This is a genomic window from Streptomyces sp. NPDC090442, from assembly GCF_044769405.1.
In the GTDB taxonomy this organism is placed as follows: domain Bacteria; phylum Actinomycetota; class Actinomycetes; order Streptomycetales; family Streptomycetaceae; genus Streptomyces.
On the sequence record NZ_JBIVXW010000078.1, the window covers coordinates 20,441 to 45,166 of the forward strand.

24 protein-coding genes, 1 pseudogene and 1 riboswitch are annotated in these 24,726 nt (G+C 72.1%); of the genes and pseudogenes, 13 read left to right on the forward strand and 12 right to left on the reverse strand.

What is annotated here, in order from left to right; all coding sequences use genetic code 11:
- The first annotated feature begins 305 nt into the window (after positions 1-305).
- From ACIQU6_RS36830 to otsB, 3 genes are all read left to right on the forward strand, one after another.
- Complete coding sequence (locus tag ACIQU6_RS36830) at positions 306-1,574, forward strand: extracellular solute-binding protein (protein WP_403486092.1); 1,269 nt, start codon at positions 306-308, stop codon at positions 1,572-1,574.
- Between the two features lie 107 nt (positions 1,575-1,681).
- Positions 1,682-1,936: a DUF3263 domain-containing protein gene (locus ACIQU6_RS36835; protein ID WP_403486093.1), complete on the forward strand. Its 255-nt coding sequence runs from the start codon at positions 1,682-1,684 to the stop codon at positions 1,934-1,936.
- A gap of 99 nt (positions 1,937-2,035) precedes the next feature.
- Positions 2,036-3,004, forward strand: a complete 969-nt coding sequence (otsB, locus tag ACIQU6_RS36840) for a trehalose-phosphatase (RefSeq protein WP_403486094.1) — start codon at positions 2,036-2,038, stop codon at positions 3,002-3,004.
- Here otsB and ACIQU6_RS36845 read toward each other — a convergent pair.
- The 4 genes from ACIQU6_RS36845 to ACIQU6_RS36860 all read right to left on the reverse strand — a co-directional run bounded on the left by ACIQU6_RS36845 (position 2,994) and on the right by ACIQU6_RS36860 (position 7,423).
- On the reverse strand, positions 2,994-3,674 hold the full coding sequence (locus ACIQU6_RS36845) for a hypothetical protein (RefSeq protein ID WP_403486095.1): 681 nt from the start codon (positions 3,672-3,674) through the stop codon (positions 2,994-2,996). The two genes, otsB and ACIQU6_RS36845, sit on opposite strands and share 11 nt — an antisense overlap.
- 84 nt (positions 3,675-3,758) lie before the next feature.
- On the reverse strand, positions 3,759-4,757 hold the full coding sequence (locus ACIQU6_RS36850) for a cytochrome c oxidase assembly protein (protein ID WP_403486114.1): 999 nt from the start codon (positions 4,755-4,757) through the stop codon (positions 3,759-3,761).
- 151 nt (positions 4,758-4,908) lie between these two features.
- Entirely contained in the window at positions 4,909-6,414 is a 1,506-nt protein-coding gene (locus ACIQU6_RS36855; RefSeq protein ID WP_403486096.1) for a trehalose-6-phosphate synthase, read from the reverse strand.
- Between the two features lie 49 nt (positions 6,415-6,463).
- The gene (locus ACIQU6_RS36860; RefSeq protein WP_403486097.1) at positions 6,464-7,423 is read right to left on the reverse strand and encodes a glucosyl-3-phosphoglycerate synthase; all 960 of its coding nucleotides are present in this window, start codon (positions 7,421-7,423) and stop codon (positions 6,464-6,466) included.
- Between the two features lie 175 nt (positions 7,424-7,598).
- A riboswitch (SAM riboswitch) is annotated at positions 7,599-7,754 on the forward strand.
- A 17-nt stretch (positions 7,755-7,771) separates the two neighbouring features.
- Between ACIQU6_RS36860 and thrC the strand changes: the two genes are divergently transcribed.
- The 5 genes from thrC to ACIQU6_RS36885 all read left to right on the forward strand — a co-directional run bounded on the left by thrC (position 7,772) and on the right by ACIQU6_RS36885 (position 13,637).
- Positions 7,772-9,049, forward strand: coding sequence for a threonine synthase (thrC, locus tag ACIQU6_RS36865; protein ID WP_403486098.1), 1,278 nt, complete (start codon positions 7,772-7,774; stop codon positions 9,047-9,049).
- Between the two features lie 53 nt (positions 9,050-9,102).
- Entirely contained in the window at positions 9,103-9,381 is a 279-nt protein-coding gene (locus tag ACIQU6_RS36870; protein ID WP_403486099.1) for a MoaD/ThiS family protein, read from the forward strand.
- 463 nt (positions 9,382-9,844) lie between these two features.
- Positions 9,845-10,048 carry a cold-shock protein gene (locus ACIQU6_RS36875; RefSeq protein WP_004986573.1) on the forward strand — a complete coding sequence of 68 codons (204 nt, stop codon included), beginning with the start codon at positions 9,845-9,847 and terminating at the stop codon, positions 10,046-10,048.
- 456 nt (positions 10,049-10,504) lie between these two features.
- On the forward strand, positions 10,505-12,130 hold the full coding sequence (gene groL, locus ACIQU6_RS36880; RefSeq protein ID WP_274913949.1) for a chaperonin GroEL: 1,626 nt from the start codon (positions 10,505-10,507) through the stop codon (positions 12,128-12,130).
- A 331-nt stretch (positions 12,131-12,461) separates the two neighbouring features.
- Entirely contained in the window at positions 12,462-13,637 is a 1,176-nt protein-coding gene (locus ACIQU6_RS36885; RefSeq protein ID WP_403486100.1) for a DUF998 domain-containing protein, read from the forward strand.
- A gap of 140 nt (positions 13,638-13,777) precedes the next feature.
- On the opposite strand, the gene ACIQU6_RS36890 is transcribed toward ACIQU6_RS36885, so the two are convergent.
- From ACIQU6_RS36890 to ACIQU6_RS36900, 3 genes are all read right to left on the reverse strand, one after another.
- Positions 13,778-15,379, reverse strand: coding sequence for a PTS transporter subunit EIIC (locus tag ACIQU6_RS36890; protein ID WP_403486101.1), 1,602 nt, complete (start codon positions 15,377-15,379; stop codon positions 13,778-13,780).
- A gap of 67 nt (positions 15,380-15,446) precedes the next feature.
- Positions 15,447-16,412, reverse strand: a complete 966-nt coding sequence (gene murQ / locus ACIQU6_RS36895; protein ID WP_403486102.1) for an N-acetylmuramic acid 6-phosphate etherase — start codon at positions 16,410-16,412, stop codon at positions 15,447-15,449.
- Positions 16,413-16,457: 45 nt separating this feature from the next.
- Positions 16,458-17,411, reverse strand: coding sequence for a MurR/RpiR family transcriptional regulator (locus ACIQU6_RS36900; RefSeq protein WP_403486103.1), 954 nt, complete (start codon positions 17,409-17,411; stop codon positions 16,458-16,460).
- Positions 17,412-17,543: 132 nt separating this feature from the next.
- Here ACIQU6_RS36900 and ACIQU6_RS36905 point away from each other — a divergent pair, with 132 nt between their 5' ends.
- The 3 genes from ACIQU6_RS36905 (at position 17,544) to ACIQU6_RS36915 (ending at position 18,701) form a co-directional block, all read left to right on the forward strand.
- Complete coding sequence (locus ACIQU6_RS36905; protein ID WP_403486104.1) at positions 17,544-17,906, forward strand: hypothetical protein; 363 nt, start codon at positions 17,544-17,546, stop codon at positions 17,904-17,906.
- A gap of 1 nt (position 17,907) precedes the next feature.
- Entirely contained in the window at positions 17,908-18,177 is a 270-nt protein-coding gene (locus ACIQU6_RS36910) for a DUF4031 domain-containing protein (RefSeq protein WP_403486105.1), read from the forward strand.
- Between the two features lie 233 nt (positions 18,178-18,410).
- Positions 18,411-18,701 carry a hypothetical protein gene (locus ACIQU6_RS36915; protein WP_403486106.1) on the forward strand — a complete coding sequence of 97 codons (291 nt, stop codon included), beginning with the start codon at positions 18,411-18,413 and terminating at the stop codon, positions 18,699-18,701.
- A gap of 51 nt (positions 18,702-18,752) precedes the next feature.
- Here the strand turns inward: ACIQU6_RS36915 and ACIQU6_RS36920 are convergent, their stop codons facing one another.
- From ACIQU6_RS36920 to ACIQU6_RS36940, 5 genes are all read right to left on the reverse strand, one after another.
- Positions 18,753-20,108 carry a Cmx/CmrA family chloramphenicol efflux MFS transporter gene (locus ACIQU6_RS36920; RefSeq protein WP_403486107.1) on the reverse strand — a complete coding sequence of 452 codons (1,356 nt, stop codon included), beginning with the start codon at positions 20,106-20,108 and terminating at the stop codon, positions 18,753-18,755.
- Between the two features lie 88 nt (positions 20,109-20,196).
- Positions 20,197-20,877, reverse strand: coding sequence for a hypothetical protein (locus ACIQU6_RS36925; RefSeq protein ID WP_403486108.1), 681 nt, complete (start codon positions 20,875-20,877; stop codon positions 20,197-20,199).
- Positions 20,878-20,895: 18 nt separating this feature from the next.
- On the reverse strand, positions 20,896-21,756 hold the full coding sequence (locus ACIQU6_RS36930; protein WP_403486109.1) for a transporter substrate-binding domain-containing protein: 861 nt from the start codon (positions 21,754-21,756) through the stop codon (positions 20,896-20,898).
- 29 nt (positions 21,757-21,785) lie between these two features.
- Positions 21,786-22,529, reverse strand: a complete 744-nt coding sequence (locus ACIQU6_RS36935; protein WP_403486110.1) for a hypothetical protein — start codon at positions 22,527-22,529, stop codon at positions 21,786-21,788.
- Positions 22,526-22,993, reverse strand: a complete 468-nt coding sequence (locus tag ACIQU6_RS36940) for a hypothetical protein (protein WP_403486111.1) — start codon at positions 22,991-22,993, stop codon at positions 22,526-22,528. The genes ACIQU6_RS36935 and ACIQU6_RS36940 overlap by 4 nt, the downstream gene beginning before the upstream one ends.
- Positions 22,994-23,295: 302 nt before the next feature.
- Between ACIQU6_RS36940 and ACIQU6_RS36945 the strand changes: the two genes are divergently transcribed.
- The gene (locus ACIQU6_RS36945; RefSeq protein WP_403486112.1) at positions 23,296-24,018 is read left to right on the forward strand and encodes a copper homeostasis protein CutC; all 723 of its coding nucleotides are present in this window, start codon (positions 23,296-23,298) and stop codon (positions 24,016-24,018) included.
- A 259-nt stretch (positions 24,019-24,277) separates the two neighbouring features.
- Positions 24,278-24,726 (forward strand): annotated as a pseudogene (locus ACIQU6_RS36950) (hypothetical protein); the annotation flags it as partial.

Genomic DNA, 24,726 nt, shown 5'->3' on the forward strand with positions numbered 1-24,726 from the left:
GGGACAGTGTCGCGCGACCCCCCGATAAAGGTCTAGTCCACTCACCGTGCTGATCGCCACGTCACGGGCGCCGCCGAACGCCGCTGCCCGCTCCCGGGCACGCCCCACGTCAAGCCCGCCCTCTTCGAAGGGGCCTGACCCGCACAACGAACGGGGCCGATAAGGGAAGTGGCGGGTGGGTGGTGTAGACCTTGTGGGGGGACAGTGGAGGGACCTGCTGTTCCGCGTCGTTCGAGGGCGATCCCCGAGGCGGCGGAGGGAACACCCGCAAACGCGGAATTCGGCACAAAGGGGCGGTAACAGCGGTGCGACGGCGGTACGTGAGCCTGGCGGCGGCGGGACTCACCGCAGCCCTGACCCTGACCCTCACCGGCTGCGGCAGCGGCTCCGGCGGCAACGGCGTGACCCTCACGCTGGTCGCCGCGGACTACGGGGACAGCGAGGCCAACAGCTCCCGGCACTACTGGGACGACCTCGTGCACGCCTTCGAGGAGCAGAACCCCGGCATCAAGGTCGACGTGCAGGTCTACAACTGGACCCAGGTCGACAAGAAGGTCGAGGACCTGGTCCACGCCGGCAAGGCCCCCGACATGGCACAGATCGGCGCCTACGCCGACTACGCCGCCCACGGCAAGCTCTACACCGCCGACGAACTGCTCTCCATACCCGTCCAGGCCGACTTCATGCCGTCCCTCGCGGGGGCCGGCGAGTACCAGCGGAAGCAGTACGGCATGCCCTTCGGGGCCAGCACCCGGCGCCTCTTCTACAACAAGAAGCTGTTCGCCGAGGCCGGCATCACCTCCCCGCCGCAGACCTGGAACGACATCGTCAGCGACGCCAAGGCGCTCAAGGCGCACGGCGTGAAGATGCCCTTCGCGCTGCCGTTCGGCCCGGAGGAGACCCAGGCCGAGACGCTCCAGTGGATGCTCGCCGGCGGCGGCGACTACACCGACAACATCGATAAATACAGCATCAATTCGGCCGAGAACGTCAAGACCTTCGAGTGGCTCCAGAAGGAGCTCGTCGGCAAGGACCTCACCGGCGGCGACCCCGCCAAGGTCAACCGCGAGGACGCCTTCGCCGCCTTCGCCGACGGCAACGTCGGCATGCTCAACGGCCACCCCACCCTGATGAAGCAGGCCGAGGCCAAGGGCATCGACTACGGCACCGTCGAACTCCCCGGCCCCAACGGCAAGGCCAAGGCCACCATGGGCGTGGCCGACTGGATGATGGCCTTCAAGCAGAACGGCCACCACCAGCAGGTCGGCAAGTTCCTGAACTTCGTCTACAGCAAGAAGAACGTGCTGAAGTTCTCCGCCGACTACAACCTGCTGCCGGTCACCACCTCCGCCTCCCAGGCGATGCTGGCCGACGACAAGTTCAGCAAGCTGCACGGCTTCCTCAACCAGTTGCCCACCGCGCACTTCTACCCGTCCGACAAGACCTCGTGGCCGCTGGTCTCCAAGACCATCAAGGCCCGGATGGGCATCGCGGTCGGCCCGCAGGGCAACCCCTCCGCCACCCTCACCGACATCCAGAACACCGCGGACACGGCGGACAACAGCGCGCAGTAGCGCCTGCCTTGCCCGGAACGGGCCCGGGCCCAGTGGTCGGGCCCGGCCCGCCGGGCGCCGCGCCGGTGGGCTTATCGTGGAAGCGTGACCAGGGACGGCGGGACGGGATGACGGACGGCAGCGACGAGGGCACCGCACGCGGGCTCTCCGCCCGCGACGAGGCGATCCTCGCCGTCGAGCGCCGCTCCTGGCCCGGCCCCGGCGCCAAGGAACGCGCCGTCCGCGAACAGCTCGGCATCTCCCCGACCCGCTACTACCAGCTCCTCAACGCGCTGCTCGACGACCCCCGCGCCCTGGAGCACGACCCGGTGACCGTCAACCGGCTGCGCCGCGTACGGGACGCGCGACGGGCGCGACGCTGACCCGACCTCCGCCCCCGGATGACGACACCGCGCGCTGATGCCGGTGGTGTGCGCCCGTACACCCGGCGTGCGCCCGCGTTCCGCCGGTAGGGTCGGGTCATGGGCACCCCGAACGCCGCGCCACCCAACGATCCGGTACCGGACCCCACCCCGGCGCCGCCCGCCGTCCCGCTCCCGGACACCGCAGTCGGCCGCGAGGGCCTCACCGCCCTGCTGGCCCACCCCGAACGCGCCGTCGTCGCCCTCGACTTCGACGGCACGCTCGCCGACATCGTCCCCGACCCGGCCAAGGCCCGCGCCCACCCCGGTGCGGCCCGCGCCCTCGCCCGGCTCGCCCCGCACCTGCGCGCGGTCGCGGTGATCACCGGCCGCCCGGCCGCGGTCGCGGTCCGCCTCGGCGGCTTCGACGGGGTGCCGGGCCTGGCCCACCTCTCCGTCCTCGGCCACTACGGCGCCGAGCGTTGGGACGCCGCGACCGGCGCCCTGCACGCCCCCGCCCCGCACCCGGGCATCGCCGCCGTGCAGGCCGAACTCCCCGGCGTACTGGACCGTTCCGGGGTCTGGCACGGCACCTGGGTCGAGACCGCGGTGGAGCGCAAGGGCGGCCGGGCCGTCGCCGTGCACACCCGCCGCGCCGCCGATCCGCAGCGCGCCTTCGAGCTGCTCCGCCAGCCGCTGGCCGAGCTCGCCGAACGGCACGGCCTGATCGTCGAACCGGGCCGGCTGGTACTGGAGTTGCGCCCGCCCGGCATGGACAAGGGCGTCGCGCTCGCCGGCTGGGTCGAGGAGACCGGGGCCGCCGCCGTGCTCTACGCCGGCGACGACCTCGGTGATCTGGCCGCCTTCGGCGCCGTCGAGAAGCTCCGTTCCGAGGGAACCGGCGGCGTCCTGGTGTGCAGCGGCAGCAGCGAGGTCACCGAACTCGCCGACCGCGCCGACCTGGTCGTCGACGGCCCCGGGGGTGTGGTGGCCCTGCTCGACGCCCTCGCCGACCGGATCGAGAACCCGGCGGAGGGGCCGGGGGAGCCGGCGGGGGCGGAGCGGCCCGAGGGGCCCGCTACTCCTTGAGTCCCAGGGAGGACAGCGCCGTCGTCCAGTCGTGCGCGATGGCCTGCTGGGCCTTGGCCAGCTCGACCTTGTTGCCGCAGATGGCCGCCTTGAGCTTGTTCTCCACGCCGTCCTTGGGGTTGTTGGGCCCGGCGCCCGGCTTGTGCCCCGGGGACGGCGGCTCGACCCAGAGGTTGCGCGGGTCGTTGGGGTCGCCGCCCAACTGGAGGCTGACGAGGTGGTCGTACTCGGCGTCGTGCAACGAGCCGGTGTAGCCGTACGACTTGGCGTTGGCGGTCTTCTCCCGGTTGGTGATGCTCACCGGCGGCCGGATGCCCTTGGTGTAACCGCTCTTGCAGATCGTTGACTTCAGCGTCTGCGGGGTCACCTTCGGACTGGTCGCCCCGGGCGTGCACTTGGGGTCGGGCAGCGGCTGCTTGTCGGCCGTGTAGTGGACGTGGCAGCTACCGGGCGCCGGCTGCTGCTGCACCGTGTACGCGGACTGCGGCCCGGGGCCGACCGGTATCGCCCCGGACGGCGCGGACGCGGAGGACGAGGCGGAGGCGGAACTGCCGCCCTTGGAGTCGGTGCTGCTCTTCCCGGACGAACACCCGGCGACCGTGGTCGCCAGGAGGGTGGCCGCCGCAACTGCGGCCCACCGGGCGGAACATGACCGTGCGCTGAGAGCCATGGACAAGGACTACCCCGCTTCCGCCCGTTCCAGCCTCGGCACGGGCGCGTGCGGGAGCACCCGCGGGGCGGACGCGCCCGCCGGCTAGCGCTCCCCGCGGAACCGCGCCCCGACCTCGCCCTGATCGGTCTCCCACCACGGCCGGGTCAACTCCGGCTGCGGAGCCTCCGCTTCCGGTACCGCGGCCGCCGTCGCCGGGGCCGTCGCCGCCGGTCCGGCCACCGCCAGCTCCCGGTCCAGCCGGGCGTCCAACGCCGTCGTCCTGCGCCGCTCGTCGCGCACCCACTCCGCGAACACCGCGATCATGAACGGCAGTCCGACCAGCTCCGCGATGGTCAGCATCAGCCCACCGCCGATCATCTGGTCCTGCTGGAGGCTCGGGTCCCACGGCCGGTGCTGGCTGGCGTACCAGCCCCCCGCGACCAGCGTCCCGCTGGTCATCACCACGATCCCCGGCACCGCGTCCACCAGTCCGTCCACCAACACCAGCAGCGCCCGCACCGGGTGGCTGCACCACGACGGCAGCAGCTCCTCCCGGGTGAGCATCGGCAGCACGAAGAGGCTGCCGACCACCAGCAGTTGGAGGTACATCAGCTCGTGCACCGGGCCGTGCCGCAGCGCCGTGGGGAAGTACGGGGTGAAGTAGATCGCCAGCTCGGAGGAGAGCACCAGCACCGTGCTGACCAGTGGGAAGGTCAGGAAGCGGAGCAGGCGGCCGGAGACCGTCGCGCGCAGCCAACGGGCCGCGCGCCGCTCCGGCGGCAGCGCCTTGAGCGCCAGGGACAACGGGTCGCCCAGCGCCAGGCCGAGCGGCGCGATCAGGTCCAGCACGATGTTCTGCACCGCGGCCGGCCAGAACAGCTCGTGGTCGTAGACCGCCAGCCCCGACATGGTGGCCACCGCGATCGCGCCCAGCCCCAGCCCGGCGAACGCCACCACCCGGGCCACCGGCCAGCGCTCCCCGCGCCGGGCCAGCCGCGCCACGCCCCAGGCGTACAGACCACCCAGGACGACGATCAGGACCAGGGCGTACGGATCGGGCTGCCAGGTGCCGAGCAGCCGCCCGGCGGTGAGCTCCGGCAGCCCGGCCGCGAGGCTCTGCGCGGGCGGGCCCGCGGCCGGGACGAGCGTCGTGGTCGCGGCCGCCGCAAGGGGGGAAACTGTCACGGCCCACCACGCTAGCCCCGCCCGCTGACGATCTACCGGCGGGGCACCCCTCCCGGGCGGCCGGCGGTCACTCGCCCAGTGCCCGCAGCTGGTCCAGGAACCACCGCGCGGGCGGCAGCGCCGTCGCCGCGGCGACCAACCGGGCGCAGCGCGCGGCCCGCTCCTCGGCCGGCATCGTCAGCCCCGTGTGCAGCGCCCGCGCGGTCTGCGCCACGTCGTAGGGATTGACCGTGAGCGCGTCCGCGCCCAGCTCCTCCCAGGCGCCGGCCTCCCGGGAGAGGACCAGGGCGCACCCCGCGTCGGAGACCACCGGCACCTCCTTGGCGACCAGGTTCATCCCGTCCCGGATCGGGTTGACCAGTGCCACGTCCGCCAGCCGGTACGCCGCCAGCGACCGCGCGAAGTCGTCCTTGACGTGCAGCACCACCGGCCGCCAGGTGGCCGTCCCGTATTCCGCGTTGATCTCCTCGGCGAGTGCGCCGACCCGCGCGGTGTAGTCGCGGTAGACGGCCAGGTCCTGCCGCGAGGGGTAGGCGAACGCCAGGTGCACCACCCGCTCCCGCCACTCCGGCCGGTCGGCCAGCAGCCGCCGGAAGGCCAGCAGCCCGCGCACGATGTTCTTGGACAACTCCGTCCGGTCCACCCGGACGATCGTCTTCCGGTCGGTCCCGCCGATCTGCTCGCGCAGCGCCGCCATCCGCTCCTCGACGTCCGGCCGCCGGGACCGCTCCCGCAGGAACTCCGCGTCCGCGCCCAGCCCGTGGACCCCGATCCGGGTCCGGCGTGCCTCGCCCTCCGACGGCACCGCGACCACGCTCGGCGTCTCGTGCCGCGGCCAGTGCGCGGTGCAGTCCGGCCCCAGTGCCCGCTCGCAGCAGGCGGCGAACGCCCGCGCCCAGCGCTCGGTCAGGAAGTTGGCGCGGTCGGCGCCCAAGATGCCGAGCAGCAGCCGCTGTTGGACGTCGTCGGGCAGTATCGCGAAGTACTCCGGCGGCGCCCACGGGGTGTGCGAGAAGTGCGCGATCCGCACGTCCGGCCGGGCCTCGCGCAGCATCCCCGGCACCAGCGCCAGGTGGTAGTCCTGCACCAGCACCGCGGCCCCGGGCCCCGCGCAGTCCGCGAGCGCGCCGGCGAACGCCGCGTTGTACGCCTCGTACGCCGCCCACTGGTCGCGGAAGTCCGCGTCGAACGCCGGCTCCAGCGGCGTCTGGTACAGCATGTGGTGGACGAACCACAGCACGGAGTTGGCGACGCCGTTGTAGGCCGCGGCGTGCACCTCCGCCGGGATGTCGAGCATCCGCACGCGCTGCCCGCCGGTGTCCGCGGCGTCCAGCAGCCCGCCGGTCCGCCGCACCGCCTCCCGGTCGCCGTCCCCGAGCGCGGCACAGACCCACACCGCGTCCGTCTCCGGCCCGATGGCCGAGAGCCCGGACACCAACCCCCCGCCGCCCCGTTTGGCGGTCAGTTCACCGCCCGCTCCCAGGGCGTACGACACGGGTCCGCGGTTGGACGCGACGAGGACCTCGGCACCTGGCTGGACCGGACTGCGCTCGGAGACCGTCTCGGAGACCATGTCGCGACATTAACCCGTCGGGGAACCGCGCAAACGTACGGACCGCCCCTCAGGCGGCCCGCCGTTCCGCGTATTCGGGTATCTCCGCCATCGGCGGCCGCTCCTCGGTGTCCACCGCGGTCGTCCGCGGCACGAAACCGTTCTCCCCGCGGTCGAACTGGGTCAGCCGGGGGCGGATCAAGTGACCGCGGGCCAGCCGGAGTTGGGCGGTGCGGTAGATGGCGGCGGCCATCCGGCCGAGCGCCTGGCCGCCCTGGTGGCGGTGCTTGCGGACCCCGACGTCCACCTGGGCCAGGGCGTCCAGCCCGACGGTGTGCAGGGCGTCCACCAGCAGGCCCAGCTCCACGCCGTAGCCGACCGGGAACGGCAGCCGCTCCAGCAGCGAGCGCCGGGCCGCGTACTCCCCGCCCAGCGGCTGCACGAAGCCGGCCAGTTGGGGCCAGTGGAGGTTGAGCAGTGGCCGGGCGACCAGCTCGGTGACCCGCCCGCCCTGGCCCGGCGCCGGGCCCTGCCCGGTCTCCAACGGCCGGTCGTACATCGCCTTGACGAACTGGACGTCCGGGTCGGTCAGCAGCGGCCCGACGATCCCCGAGACGAAGATGGCGGAGAACTCCCGCAGGTCGGCGTCGACGAAGCAGACGATGTCGCCGCCGGTCACCATCAGAGAGCGCCAGAGCACCTCACCCTTGCCGGGCAGCGCGGGAATCCGGGGCAGCACGCTGTCCCGGTGGACGACCCGGGCGCCGGCCGCCGCGGCGACCTCGGCGGTGCGGTCGGTGGAGCCCGAGTCCAGCACCACCAGCTCGTCGACCAGCGGCACCTCCCCGGTCATCAGGTCGGCGCGGATCGCGGCGACGATCGCGCCGACCGTCGCCTCCTCGTCGAGCGCGGGCAGGACCACGCTGACCGTCTGGCCCGTCTGGCGCTTGGCCTCCAGCAGCCGCTCCAACGGGCGGTCCGCGGCGGACCAGGAGCGGCCGGCCAGCCAGCGCTCCACTTCTTCCAGCACGTCTACGACTCTCCTCGGTGGGCCCCGAACGGGAGCCCGTTATGTGATCCATCTCGCGGACCGGACGACTATCTCAACGGTCAGTGGCTTCGGTTACAGTCTTGAACAACGCGGACGCGCCCCGCATGTCGGGGTCGCCGCGCGACAAACGCCTGGGCTCCGCCCAGCGCCATAGCGCTCATCCAGAGGGGCAGAGGGATACGGCCCGTTGAAGCCCCGGCAACCCTCCAGCCGGTCTCCGCCGCACGCCAGCAGTGCGCGCGCGAGGCTCCCGGCTAGGGAAGGTGCCAAATCCGTCTCGCGGCGAAATGCGCCGTGAGGAAGATGAGGAGAAAGGGCCTCGCCTCCATGGCTGTGCAAGCAACCGAACCCACCCCCGCCGTTGCCCTGGGCCCCGCCGTCGCGCTCTCCTGCCGCGAGTGCGCACAGCGCTTCCCGCTCGGCCCGATCTTCGCGTGCCAGGAGTGTTTCGGCCCGCTGGAGATCGCCTACGACCTGCCGACCGGCGACCCCGAGGGCCTGAGGAAGCGGATCGAGTCCGGTCCCGCCAACATCTGGCGTTACGCCCCCCTGCTGCCCGTCCCCACCGACGTGGCCGACAAGCCCAACCTCAACCCCGGTTTCACCAAGCTGGTCAAGGCCGACCGGCTCGCCGCCGAACTGGGCGTCACCGGCGGCCTGTACGTCAAGGACGACTCCGGCAACCCGACCCACTCCTTCAAGGACCGGGTCGTCGCGATCGCCGTCGAGGCCGCCCGCGCCTTCGGCTTCACCACCCTGTCCTGCTCCTCGACCGGCAATCTGGCCGGCGCGGTCGGCGCCGCCGCGCGCCGCGCGGGCCTGAAGTCCTGTGTCTTCATCCCGCACGACCTGGAGCCCGGGAAGGTCGTGATGGCCGCGGTCTACGGCGGTGACCTGGTCGCCATCGAGGGCAACTACGACGACGTCAACCGCTTCTGCTCCGAGCTCATCGGCGACCCGCTGGGCGAGGGCTGGGGCTTCGTCAACGTCAACCTCCGCCCGTACTACGGCGAGGGCTCCAAGACCCTGGCGTACGAGATCTGCGAGCAGTTGGGCTGGCGGCTGCCGGACCAACTGGTCATCCCGATCGCCTCCGGCTCCCAGCTCACCAAGATCGACAAGGGGCTGAAGGAGCTGATCGCCCTCGGCTTGGTCGAGGACAAGCCGTACAAGATCTTCGGCGCGCAGGCCGAGGGCTGCTCGCCGGTGTCCGCCGCCTTCAAGGCCGGGCACGAGGTCGTCAGGCCGCAGAAGCCGAACACCATCGCCAAGTCGCTGGCGATCGGCAACCCGGCCGACGGCCCGTACGTGCTGGACATCGCGCGCCGCACCGGCGGCGCCGTCGAGGACGTCACCGACCCCCAGATCGTGGACGCCATCAAGCTGCTGGCCCGTACGGAGGGGATCTTCGCGGAGACCGCGGGCGGCGTGACCGTCGGCGTGACCAGGAAGCTGATCGAGAACGGCGTGCTGGACCCGTCGTTGACCACGGTGGTGCTGAACACCGGCGACGGGCTGAAGACCCTCGACGCCGTCGCCGCCGGGCCCACCGCCACCATCCGCCCGGACCTGGACGCGTTCCGCGCGGCCGGCCTGGCGGACTGAGCCGGCCCCGCCCCTCCCGCACCCACTCTCCCCGCAGCCCTGGAGGCAGCAACATGAGCGTCACCGTCCGCATCCCCACCATCCTGCGCACGTACACCGGCGGCCAGGCCGAGGTCCCGGCCGAGGGCGCGACCCTCTCCGAGGTGATCGCCGACCTGGAGAAGAACCACACCGGCATCGCGGCCCGGGTGCTCGACGACGCCGGCAAGCTCCGCCGCTTCGTGAACGTCTACGTCAACGACGACGACGTCCGCTTCGAACAGGGCCTGCAGACCCCGACCCCGGAAGGCGCGGGCGTCTCGATCATTCCCGCGGTGGCCGGCGGCTGCTGAGGCCCCTCGACCGCCCCGTGCGGAGCGCGCAGATCGGATTTGCGCCAACTCTGTTCCGGCGGTGTCCGGAAATTGCCCCGTCCGTGCTAAACGGACGGGGCAATTCCGTGTGGTGAAAGGGGATACCATTGGGGCGATCCCCCTCCGTTTATCTCCGCGTGCATGCCGAACGCATATGAGATCGCGGTGACTTGTGCGCAAGTTGTGTGCGCGATTTGTCGCCTGTGTGGCTTATTCCTGGCCCGACTTGCTCTGGAATAACGGCATTTGAGCGCATACGGCCGTTTCTCCGACTCCGGAATTCTCGTCCGATTGACCTGTTGCGCTGGGCATCGGTCCAGATACATTCAGCGGCGGTCGACGCGTTCCGGCGCACACCCCACGGACCATTCCCAGGGGTGAGGTCTGACCCGGGTCCGCGGAGTGCGGTCCTGCGCAAGGGCCAGTAATAGGGGAGTTAGGCATGGCTCAGGGCACCGTCAAGTGGTTCAACGCGGAGAAGGGGTACGGCTTCATCGCGGTCGACGGTGGTGCGGATGTTTTCGTCCACTACAGCGCGATCCAGATGGACGGGTACCGCACCCTTGAGGAGGGTCAGCGAGTCGAGTTCGAGATCTCGCAGGGCCAGAAGGGGCCACAGGCGGACATGGTCCGGGTCACCGCCTGAGGCGGCGGCCGACTGCATCGTTGGGAGGAAGGCCCGCATCCCCGCGCACGGGGTTGCGGGCCTTCTGCTGTTCCCGGGCCCGGAGTTCGGACCCGTCCCGCCGTGTTACGCGGGCGCGCGGGGCGCGCGCACGGTGGCAGAGGTGGCCCCGCGAGCCGGGTGGCCACCGGTCGGGCGCCCGCGTCCACCCGTCGCCCGACCCTCATCCCCGGGGGAGACATCTCGGATGCCGCTTGCACTCGATGGGTGCGAGTGCTAATCATTGCGTTAGCACTCTCCTCGTGAGAGTGCTGAATGTGGACCGGGTCGGTGAGGCCCGCACGCCGGGTGGGGCAAGGAACCGCACGGCATGCAGGCCGTCCGTCGCGGGCGCCAGCACGGTCCGGAGCTTCCTCCCCCAAGCTCGGCTTGGTTCGAGTCGGGGGTACCCCCATCAGTCCGGAGGGACCACTTCACATGGCCAAGATCATCGCGTTCGACGAGGAGGCGCGGCGCGGCCTTGAGCGCGGTATGAACCAGCTCGCCGACGCCGTCAAGGTCACCCTCGGCCCCAAGGGCCGCAACGTCGTCCTTGAGAAGAAGTGGGGCGCCCCCACGATCACCAACGATGGTGTGTCCATCGCCAAGGAGATCGAGCTGGAGGACCCGTACGAGAAGATCGGCGCCGAGCTGGTCAAGGAGGTCGCGAAGAAGACGGACGACGTCGCCGGTGACGGCACGACGACCGCGACCGTCCTGGCCCAGGCGCTGGTCCGCGAGGGCCTGCGCAACGTCGCCGCCGGTGCCAACCCGATGGCCCTGAAGCGCGGCATCGAGAAGGCCGTCGAGGCCGTCTCCGGTGCGCTGCTCGACCAGGCCAAGGAGATCGAGACCAAGGAGCAGATCGCCTCCACCGCGTCCATCTCCGCCGCCGACCCGCAGATCGGCGAGCTGATCGCCGAGGCCATGGACAAGGTCGGCAAGGAAGGCGTCATCACCGTCGAGGAGTCCCAGACCTTCGGTCTGGAGCTGGAGCTCACCGAGGGTATGCGCTTCGACAAGGGCTACATCTCGGCGTACTTCGCGACCGACATGGAGCGCATGGAGGCGGCGCTTGAGGACCCGTACATCCTCATCGTCAACTCCAAGATCGGCAACGTGAAGGACCTGCTGCCTCTCCTGGAGAAGGTCATGCAGTCCGGCAAGCCGCTGCTGATCATCGCCGAGGACGTCGAGGGCGAGGCCCTGTCGACCCTGGTCGTCAACAAGATCCGCGGCACCTTCAAGTCCGTCGCGGTCAAGGCGCCCGGCTTCGGTGACCGCCGCAAGGCCATGCTCGGCGACATCGCCATCCTCACCGGTGGCACCGTCATCTCCGAGGAGGTCGGCCTCAAGCTGGAGAACGCCGGTCTCGACCTGCTCGGCCGCGCCCGCAAGGTCGTCATCACCAAGGACGAGACCACCATCGTCGACGGTGCCGGCGACAGCGAGCAGGTCCAGGGCCGGGTCAACCAGATCCGCGCCGAGATCGAGAACAGCGACTCGGACTACGACCGCGAGAAGCTCCAGGAGCGCCTCGCGAAGCTGGCCGGCGGCGTGGCCGTCATCAAGGCCGGCGCCGCGACCGAGGTCGAGCTGAAGGAGCGCAAGCACCGCATCGAGGACGCCGTTCGCAACGCGAAGGCGGCCGTCGAGGAGGGCATCGTCGCCGGTGGTGGCGTGGCCCTGCTGCAGGCTTCCTCGGTCTTCGAGAAGCTGGAGCTGGACGGCGACGAGGCCACCGGTGCCGCCGCCGTGAAGCTGGCCCTGGAGGCCCCGCTCAAGCAGATCTCCGTGAACGCCGGCCTTGAGGGTGGCGTCATCGTGGAGAAGGTGCGCAACCTGACCCCGGGTCACGGCCTGAACGCCGCGACCGGCGACTACGTCGACATGATCGCCGAGGGCATCATCGACCCGGCCAAGGTGACGCGCTCCGCGCTGCAGAACGCCGCCTCCATCGCGGCGCTGTTCCTCACCACCGAGGCCGTCATCGCCGACAAGCCGGAGAAGGCCGCCGCTGCCGGCGCGCCGGGCGGCATGCCGGGCGGTGACATGGACTTCTGATCGACCTCTGGTTGATCTCGTCCGTTCCGTTCGCCGGGGCGGCACCTCCTTCCAAGGGGGTGCCGCCCCGGCGGCGTTGTATCCGACGCCCGCGCCCAACGGCCCCCTCGGGCCGTACGGCTGACGGCCCTTACGGCAGCCGCGCTCCGCCGGTGCGCTGGCGAGGCGTCAAACATGTGGACGGACACGGTCGGATACCGCGTTCAGGGGATCGGTTCGGCCTGACGGGTGGCGGCTCGGCGCGCCTCCACCCGGCGCTCCTACGTGGAGGGCCATGCCGGGGAGAACCTTCGCACTAGGCCCCCGCCCCCCACCCGGAACAGGACCGCCCGTGCCGAACGTCCCGAACCCCACGCGGACCGGTGACCGCACCGCCTACGAGCCCGTGGTCGCGCCCACCACCCACTACGCCGGCCGGGAGGCGACGGCAGCCGTCCTCTTCGGCGCCGCCGCCCTGCTCTACAACTGGTGGCTGCTGGAGTTCCGGCTCCCCACCGGCCTCGACCCCCGCCACTCCTACGTCAGCGAGCTCTACGCCGCCGACCAGCGGTTCCGGGTCCTCTTCGGCGCCCTGGAGAGCGGTTGCGCGCTCCTCGTCATCGCGGGAGCCCTGCTCGCCCGCAGCACGCCCGCCGGGCACGGCCGTTGGGCCCGCGCGGGCTGGCTCGCGCTGGCCGGCCTCGGCCTCTCCTCGCTGGCCGACGTGCTGCTCCCGATGACCTGCGCCCCCTCGCTAGAGCCCGGCTGCGAGCCCGTCCATCCCTGGCACACCGCCACCAGCGCCTTCGCCCACTTCTTCCTCTTCGCCTCGATGGCGTGCCTGAGCCGCGCGGCCGCGGTGCAGCGGCCACCGATGCCGTTGGTCCGCCGCTGGGGGCCGCGCGTCCTGGCCGTGGCCATGCCCGCCGCGATCCTCACCGTCGGTCCGCTCCTGGGCCACCCCGGTTGGCACGGCGTACCGCAGCGCGTCCATCTGATGCTGGTGGGCGTGTGGTTCGCCCTGCTGGCCGCGGAGTTGGGGCGCTCGGCGCGCCGGCGTCGGCGCTGGGCCGGTCACTGGGACGGCCGCTGGGAGCGGTACGTGGAAGGACTCCGGCGCGCCTGCCGGAGCGAACCCCTGGGGCGGGTGAGCGAGCTTGGTGAAGAGGGCGGCGCGCTTCCCGGGCCGGAGAGCGGTCGCCTTGGCGGGGAGGGGGTGCTTGCTGGACGGGAGGGCGGTTCTCTCGGCGGGGAAGGCGCGCTTCCTGAGCGGGAGAGCGGTTCTCATGGGCGCGGGGGTGAACTCCCTGGGGGAAAAGGGGGACTTGACGGGGGGCTTCTCGGGCGGGGGAGCGCACCGCTTGGGCGCGGGGGCGCGTCTCTCGGGTCGGAGGGTGAACTCCCTGGCGGCGAGCGTGGACCTGCTGGGCGCGGGCGTGGACCTGGTGGGGAGGGATCCGGTCCGACGGAAGCAGGGTCGGAGGCGTCTGGACCGGAGGGGGCAGGGCGAGAGGGGACCGGCGCGTAGGAGTCGGGTCCGAGGAGCGCGGCCGGGAGGCGTCGGGATGGCAGGGGCCGGGCGTGGGAGGTCGGTACCGAAGGGGTTGGCTCTGGGAGGGCCGGCTTTTCGGGTGCTGGTTCGGAGTGCGGGGGTGAGGGGTTGGGCGGTTATCCGGTGCCCTTGAGCGCCGTGGTTCGGGCTTCGGGGGCGGTGGGCCGCATGGCGCCGTGGGCGCTTGCGTCGGTGTCCTGGGGTGCGGCCGGTTCGCTGGTGGGGGTGTTGAGGCCGTTGAACACGTCGAGGTCGCTGGGGGCGTTGAGGTGGGTGCGCTGTTGTTTGCTGAGGCCGAAGAAGTAGGTGGCGGCGAAGCCGACGGCGTAGCCGATGAGGAGGCCGAGGGCGTAGACGGCGATCGTGGTGGTGAGCGGGTGGTTGCCCTTGACCAGCGGGAAGAGCGCCCAGCCGGAGGGGCCGATGGCGGTGGCGCCGACGGCGTCGCCGAGTTGGTTGAACAGGCCGATGAAGCCGCCGCCGAACGCGCCGCCGAGGCAGGCGGTGATGAAGGGGCGGCCGAGGGGGAGCGAGACGCCGTAGATCAGGGGCTCGCCGACGCCGAGGAAGCCGGCGGGGAGGGCGGAGCGGATCGTGGTGCGCAGCGAGTGGTTGCGGCGGAGGCGGACGTAGAGGGCGAGGGCGGCGCCCACTTGGCCGGCGCCGGCCATGGCGAGGATCGGGAGCAGGGTCGTGTAGCCCTGCTGCTGGATCAGGGTGGTGTGGATGGGGATGAGGGCCTGGTGGAGGCCCAGCATCACCAGGGGGAGGAAGAGGCCGCCGAGGAGGAAGCCGGCGATGGCGCCGCCGTGGGCGAGCAGCCAGGTGGCGGAGGTGCCGATGGCGGTGGAGACCTCACCTGCGGCCCACATCAGGCCGAAGACGGTGACCAGGCCGGTGAGGAGGACGGTGAGGGTGGGGGTGAGGAGGACGTCCAGGGCCTCCGGGATGCGTCTGCGGAAGTGCTTCTCCAACAGGGTGGCGAGCAGGGCGGCGGCCAGGGCGCCGAGGACGCCCCCTTGGCCGGGGGCCAACTGCTGGCCGAACGCGGTGACATGGGCGATGCCGGGGAAGACCGTGACGGCGGCGACGGCGCCGCCGAGGACGGGCGTGCCGCCGAACTCCTTCGCGGTGTGGTAGCCGACGAAGACCGCGATCAGGGACATGAAGCCGGAGGCGATGGCCGTCAGGGCTGGGACCAGGGCGGGCAGCCAACCGGCGTTGGTGAGCAGGCCGTTGAGGCCGGCGATGATGCCGCAGCCGATGAGGGCGGGGATGAGCGGCACGAAGATGTTGGCGATGCGGCGGAGGAACAGCTTCACCGGGGTGGCGTTGCGGGCCTTCTGTCGGGCCTTGAGGGCGGCGCCCCGGGAGGCTAGGTCGGTGGCGGCGGATCCGTTGGTTGCTTGGGGTACGGATGTGGTTGGAGGGGTGGGCGTGGTTGTGGAGGCTTGGGCCGGGGGCTCGTTGAGGAGGCGGTCGAGCTCGGGGGTGACTCGGGCGACCGTGCCGGGGCCGAGCACGATCTGGTAGGTGTCGTCCTCCACGACGCCGAGGACGGCGGGGAGCGCCTTGAGGGCGTCGTCCTGGACCAGGGAGCGGTCCCTGATGCCCAGGCGGAGGCGGGTCATGCAGTGGGCGACGGAGGTGACGTTGCCGGCGCCGCCTACGAGGGGGAGGAGCGCGGCAGCGGTGGCGCGGTGCTTTTCTTCGGTCATGGGCGGTGCCTTGCTGTGTGGTCAACGGGAGGAGAGGGGTGGTGGGTTGGCGGATGGGGGCTGGGCGTCAGTTGTGGTGAGGGTGGCCGGGGGCGGGGGTGCGCGAGGATTGGAGGGCGGTACGGAGGTGGCCTCTGGAGGTGTCGAGGAGGCGGCCGGCCTCGTGGCCGTCGACGCCGCCGAGCAGGACGAGGATGGCGTTCTTCACCTCGCCGCCGGTCTCGGTGAGGGCGGCCTCGATCTCCAGGTCGGAGGCCCCGGTGGCGAGCGCGACGATGCGGCGGGAGCGGGCCCGCAGCTTGTCGTTGGAGGCACGGACGTCGACCATCAGGTTTCCGAAGGTCTTGCCCAGGCGGATCATGGTGATCGTCGAGATCATGTTGAGCACCAGCTTCTGGGCCGTGCCCGCCTTGAGGCGGGTGGAGCCGGTGATCAGCTCGGGGCCGACGACGATCTCGATGCCGTGCTCGGCGGCCGCGGCGAGGGGGGAGTCGGCGTTGCAGGACAGGCCGATGGTCAGGGCGCCGATGGCGCGGGCGTGCTCGACGGCGCCGACGGCGTAGGGGGTGCGGCCGGAGGCGGAGATGCCGACGACGACGTCGCGGTCGGCGACGGCCAGGGCGGTCAGGTCGCCGGCGGCCAACTCCTTGCTGTCCTCGGCGCCTTCGACGGCGGTGACCATGGCGGTGGGGCCGCCCGCGATCAGGCCGAGGACCTCGGAGGGGGCGGTGTTGAAGGTGGGCGGGCATTCGCTGGCGTCCAGGACGCCGAGGCGGCCGGCCGTACCGGCACCGGCGTAGATCAGGCGGCCGCCGCGGGCCATACGGGCGGCGGTGGCGTCGATGGCGGCGGCGATCTCCGGGAGGCGTTCGGCGACGGCGGCGGGGACGGTGGCGTCCTCGTCGTTCATCAGGCGGGCGATGTCGAGGGTCGGGCGGCGGTCGATGTCGGAGAGTTCGGGGCGGAACGCCTCGGTGGTGAGGGACTCCAACTGGGTGCGGAGGGCTGTGTAGTTGGGGTCGGTGGGTGGCATGGGGGCTCCTTGGAGGCGGGGTGGGACGGGGCGGGGTCGGCCCGGTCAGTGGCGGGGGTTGTGGCGGTGGGCCAGGGCCTCGTATGACGCGGAGAGGGCGGGGGCGGCCGTTTCGTAGGTGCGCTGGGCGACGCCTATGAAGAGGCAGTCGACGACGAGGAGTTGACTGGTGCGGGAGGACATGGCCGCGGGGCGCAGCTCGCTCTCGCGGGCTGTGGACGTCGTCAGGATGTGGTCGGCGCAGGCGGCGATCTCACCGTCCGGGCGGCCGGTGATGGCGATCGTCGTCGCGCCGTGCTCGAAGGCGACCCGCAGCGGCTCTATGACGTCCGTCGTGCGGCCGGAGTGGGTGATCGCGATGGCCACGTCGCGCGCCCGCATCTGCACGGCGTTGGTGACGGCGAGGTGCGGGTCGGAGTGGGCGTGCGCGATCAGGCCGATGCGCAGCAGCTTTTGGACCAGGTCCTGGGCGACGAGGTTGGAGGCTCCTATTCCGTAGACGTCGATCCGGCGGGCGGAGGCGAGGGCGGCGACGGCCGCCTCCAACTGCGTCACGTCCAGTGCGGTAGCAGTGTCGGCGAGGCACTGCCGCTCCTCCTGCGCCAACTTGGCGACGACGTCGATCAGGGAATCGTCGACCGCTATGTCGGCCGTCACGGCGGGAGCGCTACCGGCCGCCTGCTGCGCGGCGAGGGCGGCCAGGGCCAGGCGGAGGTCGCGGTAGCCCGGGTAGCCGAGGAGGCGGGAGGCGCGCACGACGGTGGCCTCGCTGGTGCCGGTGCGCTCGGCGAGGCCCGTGACGGTGAGGGCGGCGCAGCCGGCCGGGTCGCCCACGACCGTCTCCGCCACTCGCTGCATGGAGCGCGTCATCGTCGGCGCGAGCGTACGGACCTTGGCGGCTAGCGCCGCGGGGGCGGGTGGGGCCGGCGCGGCTGCCGGCGGGGGCGGTGTCGAAGTCGGCCTGCGGTCGTTGAAAGTTTCCTTCACTGCACTGTTCATGGCTGAAAGCTATTTTCAGCGCTGGCGGTGCGTCAATACCCTCCGTGACGCCTGTGGACGGACCGTGGCGGCGTTGGCGACCGGCCTGTGGATAACTTCGGCCCGGTCGGCTGCTCGCGCGAGAATGAGGTCATGGAGCTGGAACAGGCATTGCACGCCGCGCGGGCGCTGGTGCTCGCCGACCTGGTGGCAGACGACGTCGCGGACGCAGAGATCGTCTCGCTCGTCGAGGATGCGGTGACGCATCGCCGATGGTGGGTGGAGCAGTGGCCTGAGGGCGCCTCGTTCGTCGCGGGGTTGATAGCGCAGGACGTACAGGACGCGCTGCTGGAGCGCTACGGGCGATGGCCGCTGTGCCCGGTGTGTACGGAGAGCGGCGATCCGCACGCGCTCGACGTGGAGCCGGAGTTGGGCCCGGACCCGCACTGGGTGTGTCCGAAGACGGCGGTGTCCGTCGCCCCGGTGGGGCGGTTGCGGGCGCCGGCGGGGGACTGAGGTGACGCTCTACATCGACCCGCCGATCTGGCCGGGGCACGGTCGTATGTGGTCGCACCTGGTGAGTGACCGGTCGTTCGACGAGCTGCACCGCTTCGCGGCGTCGATAGGCGCGCCGCGGCGCGCCTTCGAGCGCGACCACTACGACCTGCCGGCCGAGCGGTACGCCGATGCCGTGCGGGCGGGGGCGTTGGAGATCGGCTCCAAGGAGCTGGTCCGTCGGCTCACGGATGCGGGCCTGCGTCGCCCGAAGGGGCGGCGCGTTGGGTGATGGCGCGTGCATGTGACGGGCCGGGCTTGGGAGCGTCCGTGGGGTGCCTGTGGAGCAGGGCGCGTGGTGGGGCGGTGGAGTGGTTGCTCGGCGAGTGCTTGTGGGGATTGGGGGAGGGGGCGGCCGTGGCGTTCGCGGGGTCGTTCCGTGCCGTCGCGGTCGCGGGCAAGGAGAGGCCGGCCGCAGGGCTGGGGCGGTAACCGGGCGAGCAGTCGGAGAGAGGGGGAGGCGTCGTGGGAGACGCACAGAACGGTCCTGGTGCGGGGCGTGGCGGCGGGAAGGGCCGCTGGAGAGACGACGAGAGGTTGGTCAACGGTGTGAAGTCGGCGTTGATCGACTTCGTCAGACCCTCGGGGAACCGTCCGTTGGTGCTGGGGGTCGGGTTCGCGATCGCCGGAATCGTGGGATGCCTGCGTGCGATAGCGACGGGCGCCGGGAGCGTCGTTGTTGTGGGCGCCTTGGCGGCGTCCGTCATCGGCGCCTGCGTCGTGGTGCTGAGCGTGCGGAAGTACCTGAAGAAGTGAGCCGGTCCGGCCGCCGCGCGTAGCGGCCGGACCGGGGAGGCAGCGGGACCGTCAGCGGTTGTCCGCTGCCTCAGCGGTGGTGGAGGTGGGGGAGGGGGCCCCGCTGCCGGAGGGGGAGGGGGCCCTGCGGCGAGCGGTGGCGGCCGTGCCCGACGCCCCACCCCCCGCCCCCGAAGCCCCAACGCCCCCCGCGGACGACGCCACGACCCGCGAGCGCCCCGTGGCCCGGTGGAGGCGGTAGGCGACGGCGGTGGTCAGGACGGCGACGGCGGCGAGGGCGGCGCCGGTCCAGGCGACGGACGGGTAGCCCCAGCCGGCGCTGATCGCCAGGCCGCCCAGCCAGGGGCCGAGGGTGTTGCCGATGTTGAACGCGGCGGTGGTGGTGGCGCCGGCGAGGGTCGGGGCCGCGTTCGCCACGTTGAACATCCGGGCGTTGAGCGCCGGGGCCGTGGTGAACGCCGTGACGCCGAGCATCAGGGCGAGGGCCACCGCGGCGGCCGGGCTGTGCGCGGTCAGCGCCAGGACGGCGAGGACGAGGGTGGAGGCCGAGATGCCGGTGAAGAGCGTGCCGAAGAGGTGCGCGTCGGCGATCCGGCCGCCGATGAACGTACCGATCAGCGCGCCGACGCCGAACAGGGCGAGCACCGTCGGGACCCAGCTCTCGGCGAGGCCGGCGGTCTCGGTCAGCAGCGGGGAGAGGTACGAGAAGAGGGCGAAGACCGCGGCGCCGTTCATGGCGGTGGCGATCAGCGCCAGCCAGACCTGCTTGTCCTTGTAGATGGTCAGCTCGCGGCGGAGCTGCGGGCGGTCCTCGCCGGTCGGCACCTCCGTGCGCGGCACCAGGGCGATGACGCCGACGAGGCCGATCACGGAGAGCGCGGCCACCGCCCAGAAGGCGGAGCGCCAGCCGGCGTGCTGGCCGAGCAGGGCGCCGGCCGGCACGCCGGCGATGTTGGCGATGCTCAGGCCGCCGACCATGACGGCCATGGCGCGGGCCCGGGCGGTGACCGGGACGAGCGAGACGGCCACGGCCGCGCCCACCGCCCAGAAACCGGCGCAGGCCAGCGCGCTGACCACACGGGAGGCGAAGAGCACGCCGTAGGAGGGTGCCAGCGCGCCCGCTGCCTGGCCGAGGCCGAAGACGGCGAGCAGGGATATCAGGGTGGTGCGGCGCGGCAGGCGGAGCGTCGCGGCGGCCAGCACGGGGGCGCCGACCACCATCCCGATGGCGAACGCGGAGACCAGCAGTCCGGCCTGCGGGATGGAGACCCGCAGGTCACGGGCGAGCGGCTGGAGGATGCCGGAGAGCATGAACTCGCTGGTACCCAGGGCGAATACGGACAGGCCGAGGACGTATACGGCGATGGGGAGGCGGGTGCGGGGAGGGGGGACGGATGGTGCTGGCATGACAGGTGACAACGGTGCCGGCGCGGGGCGGCATTCCCGTTCGCGGGGTGGCGTTCGCCACGTGGTGGAGAGTGCCCTCCCGCCCCGGTCAGCCGCCGTCGCCGGTAACAGGGGCGCCGCCGCTCTTCAGGAGGGCGAGTTCGGTCGCCAGGTTGTGGCGGGCCGGTCCCTCCCACTGGTCGTGCGCCTGCGGGGTGCGGAACAGGCGGGGGAGCGCGAGGAGTTGGCGGAGCACGGCGGCGCGGCCGGCCCGGAAGTCCGGGTCGGGGACGAAGCCGTACTCGGCGCGGACAGCGGCGGCATAGGCGGCGTACGCGTCGGGGCCGCCGGCCAGGACGGCCAGGTCGGCGTCGCACAGCACCGCGCCGTTGCGGTCCTCGGGCGCCGGGTCGTGGGTGACGGTGAGGCGGACGAGGCGGGCCACCTCGGCGGTGCGGGCCGCGTCGACGCCCAGTTCGGGGAGGGCGCGTTCGGCGAGGGCGGCACTGCGTTCCTCGTTCTCGGAGCGGTCGGGCCGGTAGACGGCGTCGTGGAACCAGGCCGCCAACTGGACGGTGGGCAAGTCCTCGGCGTGCGCGGCGAGTTCGTCGATCCGGTCGAGGACGGCGACGAGGTGGTCGGTGGTGTGGTACCGGCGCTGTGGCTCGGCCCAGCGGCGCAGCAGGTTGTCCGCGTACGGGGCGGGGTCGGGGCCTTCCTGGGCGGCGTCGCGGGCCTGCGCGACGGTGGCCGCCCAACGGGCGGCCAGGGCGGGGCGGGGGTCGGTCATGGGCGTCATTGTGCCCGGTCAGAAGGCGGGTTTGGCGCGGCAGGAGAGGGCGTCGATGTTGGCCGTGCGGGGCTTGTAGTGGCCCTCCCAATCGGGGTCGGCGTTCGGAATGGACGGGAGGGTGGTGGAGAAGTCCTGGCTCCAACTGCTGCCCGAGACGTAATCCTTCAGCGCGTCACGGATTTTGATGCAGTCGGCGTGGTGGCCCTTGTCCATCGCGATGCCGTATTGGTTGAAGGGCCCGTAGGTGATGTTGGGGATGACCTTGAGGTCGTGGTGTTCCTGGGTGAATCCGTAGAGGATCATCTGGTCGGTGGAGACGGCGTCGGCGGTCTTGTTCAGCAGGTCGGTGATGCAGCCCTGGGCGGTCTGCGACTGGTAGACCTTCATGCCCGCGCCCTCCGGGCCGTTGAGGGTGTTGTACGAGGTGGTGCCGGGCCAGGCGCAGACGCGTTTGCCGATGACGTCGGAGGGTTTGGTGATGCGGTGGTCGTTCCTGCGGACCATGATTCCCTGCCGGGTATTGGCGTAGGGGCCCGCGAAGTCGAGTTGTTTCATGCGGTCGGGGGTGATGGAGAAGGTCGCGATGATCAGGTCCTTCTTCTTCCCCGTGAGCACGGTGAGCCGGTCCTCGGAGGGGACGGCGCTGAAATCCGGTTCCGCGTCGACGGTCTTGAGTATGTGCCGGGCGAGGGTGATGTCGAATCCGGACGGGTTGTAGCCGTCCGGGAAGTATCCGGTGCCGGGCTGATCGCTTTTCACGCCCACCAGGACCTTTCCGGAGGCGAAGAGCGAAGCGGGCTCGCTGGAACTGCACGCGGTGGCGGTGAGCGCGGTGAGCGCGAGCGCGGCCGCGATGCTGGTGGTGCGGAAGTGCATGGGTCCCCGTTTCTCGTGCGTGCGGTGGTTCACCGGTCGTGGAGCGTGACCTGCGTGGGTCGGACGTTCATCCGGCAACCGGGGCCGGTGGTCAGCGTGACCTCGATCCTTACGGCGTCGGCCTGCGCGCCCAGGTCGAAGTCGGCGGTGCCGCCGGGGGTGACGCTCTGCTGCTGGGAGGGCACGCCGGAGCTGATCAGTGAGGCGGTGGCGGAGGAGTCCGGGACGCAGGTCGGGCCGGCGGAGTCCTGGTCCTCGATGGCGAGGGTGAGGCGGAGGGCGTTGCGGCTCCCCTTGAGGGCGGCGGGTTCCAGGCGCAGGGTGATGGCGCGGTGGGCGGTGTCGTCCAGGGGTTGTCGGCCCTGGAGTGTGATCTTGCCCGTCACGTCGAGCTCGCCATGGGTGGCCACGTTCCGGAAGGCCAGCCAGCCGCCGACGGTGGCCAGGACGGAGACGAGGGAGAGGGCGGCCACGATCCGGGCGTCGCGGGGGCGTTGGACGAGGACGCGGGCGGCGGCGGTGGCCAGGGAGAGGGCGACCAGGACGCCCCACAGGACGTACTGGGTGGCCGGGCCGTCCGGCCAGGTGGTGCCGGCGAGGAGCAGGGCGGCGCAGGCCAGCAGCAGGGGCAGCCAACGGGCGCTGGGGTGTTGCAGGGCCCAACGGATGACGACGTTGCGGATGTTGCCGGCGGCGATGGAGTGATCACCGTGGCTGGTGGCGTTGTTGTGGGTGGACCCCTGGGGCGGGCGGGGCGGTCGCCGGGTACTCATGCGTCGTCCCGGGTCTGGGGGCCGCCTCCCATGTTGATGGTGCCGTGGATCTCGCCGGCGGCGATGGAGCCCTGGCCGGTCGCGGTGGGGTTGTTGTAGGTGATCCGCGGTCCGTCGGCGGTGAGTTGGGCGACGTGCCGGCGGAAGCCGTCGGCGTCGCGCTCGGGGGAGTCGAGCCAGGCGGTCAGGGCGGTGGCGAGCAGCCGGCGGTCGGCGTCGTCGAGGGTGGCCAGCAGGCGGTCGAGGGCGTCGGCGCGGTCGGTGTCGAGGAGCGGCCGCGCGGGGTCGTCGCCGAGGGCGGCGTCGCGGCGGTGTAGCAGGCGGCGGAAAAAGCCCTCGCCGGCGGCCACGGTGCGTTCGGCGATCCGGTCCTGGGCGGCGGTGAGGACGGAGGTGCCCAGACTGTTGGCCGCTATGACGAGATATGGGGCTATTTCGGTGGAAACAGTTGCAAGGTCGGGCATTCGGCCTCTCCGTCCTCGGGGCGCGGGCGGGCGGCGGATGGGTGCAACGCCCTTACAGGAAAGGCGTGTTACCCAAGTGGGTGCTGATTCACACTCCCTTCATTGAGTGGTTTCGGGAGGGCGGGAGGGGAGGGGAAGGGTGGTTTTTCGTCGCGTTGCGGGGTGCGTGGCGGTGCGGCGAGGGGTGAGCGCTTAGGCTGGGTATTGGACTAGACCTGTTGTGGGGTGTGGGGCGGGCGCCGCCCCGGGCCCGCGCCCCGCGCGCTCTTGCCACGTCGTTCGTCATCGGAAGGTTGGGTCGTATGAATCAGCGCGCGCTCCTGGAGGTGATCGCGCTCGGTCCCGAGGACGCGGTCGCCGCGCAGGCCGGCGGTGCCGACCGCCTGGAACTGGTCGCGGACATGGCCGCGGACGGGCTGACGCCGTCGCGCACCACGTTCGCCGCGATCCGGGCGGCCGTCGACATCCCGCTGCGGGTGATGCTGCGCGCCGCCGACGGCTTCGCCGCGGGCGACGTGGACGCGCTGTGCGCGCAGGCGATGGCGCTGCGGGCCGAGGGCGCCGAGGAGTTCGTCCTGGGCTTCCTGACGCCGGACGGGCGGCCGGACCTGGCCGCGGTGCGGGCGCTGGCCGGGGCGATCGACGGGTGTCGGTGGACCTTCCACCGGGCCGTCGACCGGGCCGCCGACCGTGACGCGCTCCGCCGCGAACTGGCGGGCCTCGCCGGCCCGTCCGGGCTGGACACCTATCTGACCGCGGGCGCCGCGGAGGGCGTCGGCGCGGGGCTGGCGACGCTGATCGCCGAGCAGGCGCGCACCGCGGCCGACGACCCCGGGTACGCGCCGCGGATCTTGGTGGGCGGCGGGCTCCGGTTGGGGCACCTGTCGGAGCTGCGGGCGGCCGGGCTGGACGCCTTCCACATCGGGGGCGCGGCCCGCCCCGGCGGCTGGAGTGGCCCGGTGGACGCCGGCGCCGTCCGGGAGTGGCGGGCGGCCCTGGACGCGCCGGTGGCCTCGCCGGTCTGAGGGGCGGCGAACGGGCGGGCCGGTCCGGGGAGTTCATCGGGCCGACCCGCGGTCGCCCGTAGTGCCGCGGGACGCACGCGTGCGGGCCCGTAGGGGCGAGACATCCCAGCTCCAGGGGTGAAAAAAGGGAAAGCGCCCGCGAACTACCCATTGGTAGGATTTACGCGAATCGGCATGGGGGAGCGAATTCCATCGGCTTGGGGGATTCGTGTCCTTCCGGCCGCCCTCCGGCCCGCACCACGCTTTGCCAGGAGGGCAGATGCCCCAGTCCGCCATACCTCGTCGGCCCCGCACTCCGGGGTCGGCCGGCCGTTCGCGCCAACTCGTGACCGGGGCCGTCGCGTTGGCCCTGGCGGTCACCGCCGGCCCTCTCGTCGCGCCAGCCGTCGCCGCCACCCCCGCCGCCTCCGCGACCACCGCCCCCGACCCGGCGCTGAAGATCGCCGCCGGTTCCGAGATCGTCAGCGCGGGCCGCACCGGCTTCCTCTCCGTCGACGCCCAGAACACCGTGCGGTGGACCCGGTACGCGGACGGCGTGACGACGAAGCTGGCCCAGGACTCCCGCCAGTTCGTGCTCTCGCCGGTGCACGGAACCGCGTCCGATGTCGTGGCCCTAGGTGTATTGCCCTGTGAGGTTGGGGACGCGGCTGGCGGGTGGTTGTCCCTTGAGCGCGGTGTGTCCGCGGTGGTGATTGTAGGTGTGCAGCC

Coding starts and splice junctions, on each gene's coding strand:
- ACIQU6_RS36835 (WP_403486093.1), top strand. CDS start 1,682: ATGACGGACGGCAGCGACGAGGGCACCGCACGCGGGCTCTCCGCCCGC.
- otsB (WP_403486094.1), top strand. CDS start 2,036: ATGGGCACCCCGAACGCCGCGCCACCCAACGATCCGGTACCGGACCCC.
- ACIQU6_RS36845 (WP_403486095.1), bottom strand. CDS start 3,674: ATGGCTCTCAGCGCACGGTCATGTTCCGCCCGGTGGGCCGCAGTTGCG.
- ACIQU6_RS36855 (WP_403486096.1), bottom strand. CDS start 6,414: ATGGTCTCCGAGACGGTCTCCGAGCGCAGTCCGGTCCAGCCAGGTGCC.
- thrC (WP_403486098.1), top strand. CDS start 7,772: ATGGCTGTGCAAGCAACCGAACCCACCCCCGCCGTTGCCCTGGGCCCC.
- ACIQU6_RS36870 (WP_403486099.1), top strand. CDS start 9,103: ATGAGCGTCACCGTCCGCATCCCCACCATCCTGCGCACGTACACCGGC.
- ACIQU6_RS36875 (WP_004986573.1), top strand. CDS start 9,845: ATGGCTCAGGGCACCGTCAAGTGGTTCAACGCGGAGAAGGGGTACGGC.
- groL (WP_274913949.1), top strand. CDS start 10,505: ATGGCCAAGATCATCGCGTTCGACGAGGAGGCGCGGCGCGGCCTTGAG.
- ACIQU6_RS36890 (WP_403486101.1), bottom strand. CDS start 15,379: ATGACCGAAGAAAAGCACCGCGCCACCGCTGCCGCGCTCCTCCCCCTC.
- murQ (WP_403486102.1), bottom strand. CDS start 16,412: ATGCCACCCACCGACCCCAACTACACAGCCCTCCGCACCCAGTTGGAG.
- ACIQU6_RS36900 (WP_403486103.1), bottom strand. CDS start 17,411: ATGAACAGTGCAGTGAAGGAAACTTTCAACGACCGCAGGCCGACTTCG.
- ACIQU6_RS36905 (WP_403486104.1), top strand. CDS start 17,544: ATGGAGCTGGAACAGGCATTGCACGCCGCGCGGGCGCTGGTGCTCGCC.
- ACIQU6_RS36920 (WP_403486107.1), bottom strand. CDS start 20,108: ATGCCAGCACCATCCGTCCCCCCTCCCCGCACCCGCCTCCCCATCGCC.
- ACIQU6_RS36925 (WP_403486108.1), bottom strand. CDS start 20,877: ATGACCGACCCCCGCCCCGCCCTGGCCGCCCGTTGGGCGGCCACCGTC.
- ACIQU6_RS36930 (WP_403486109.1), bottom strand. CDS start 21,756: ATGCACTTCCGCACCACCAGCATCGCGGCCGCGCTCGCGCTCACCGCG.
- ACIQU6_RS36935 (WP_403486110.1), bottom strand. CDS start 22,529: ATGAGTACCCGGCGACCGCCCCGCCCGCCCCAGGGGTCCACCCACAAC.
- ACIQU6_RS36940 (WP_403486111.1), bottom strand. CDS start 22,993: ATGCCCGACCTTGCAACTGTTTCCACCGAAATAGCCCCATATCTCGTC.
- ACIQU6_RS36945 (WP_403486112.1), top strand. CDS start 23,296: ATGAATCAGCGCGCGCTCCTGGAGGTGATCGCGCTCGGTCCCGAGGAC.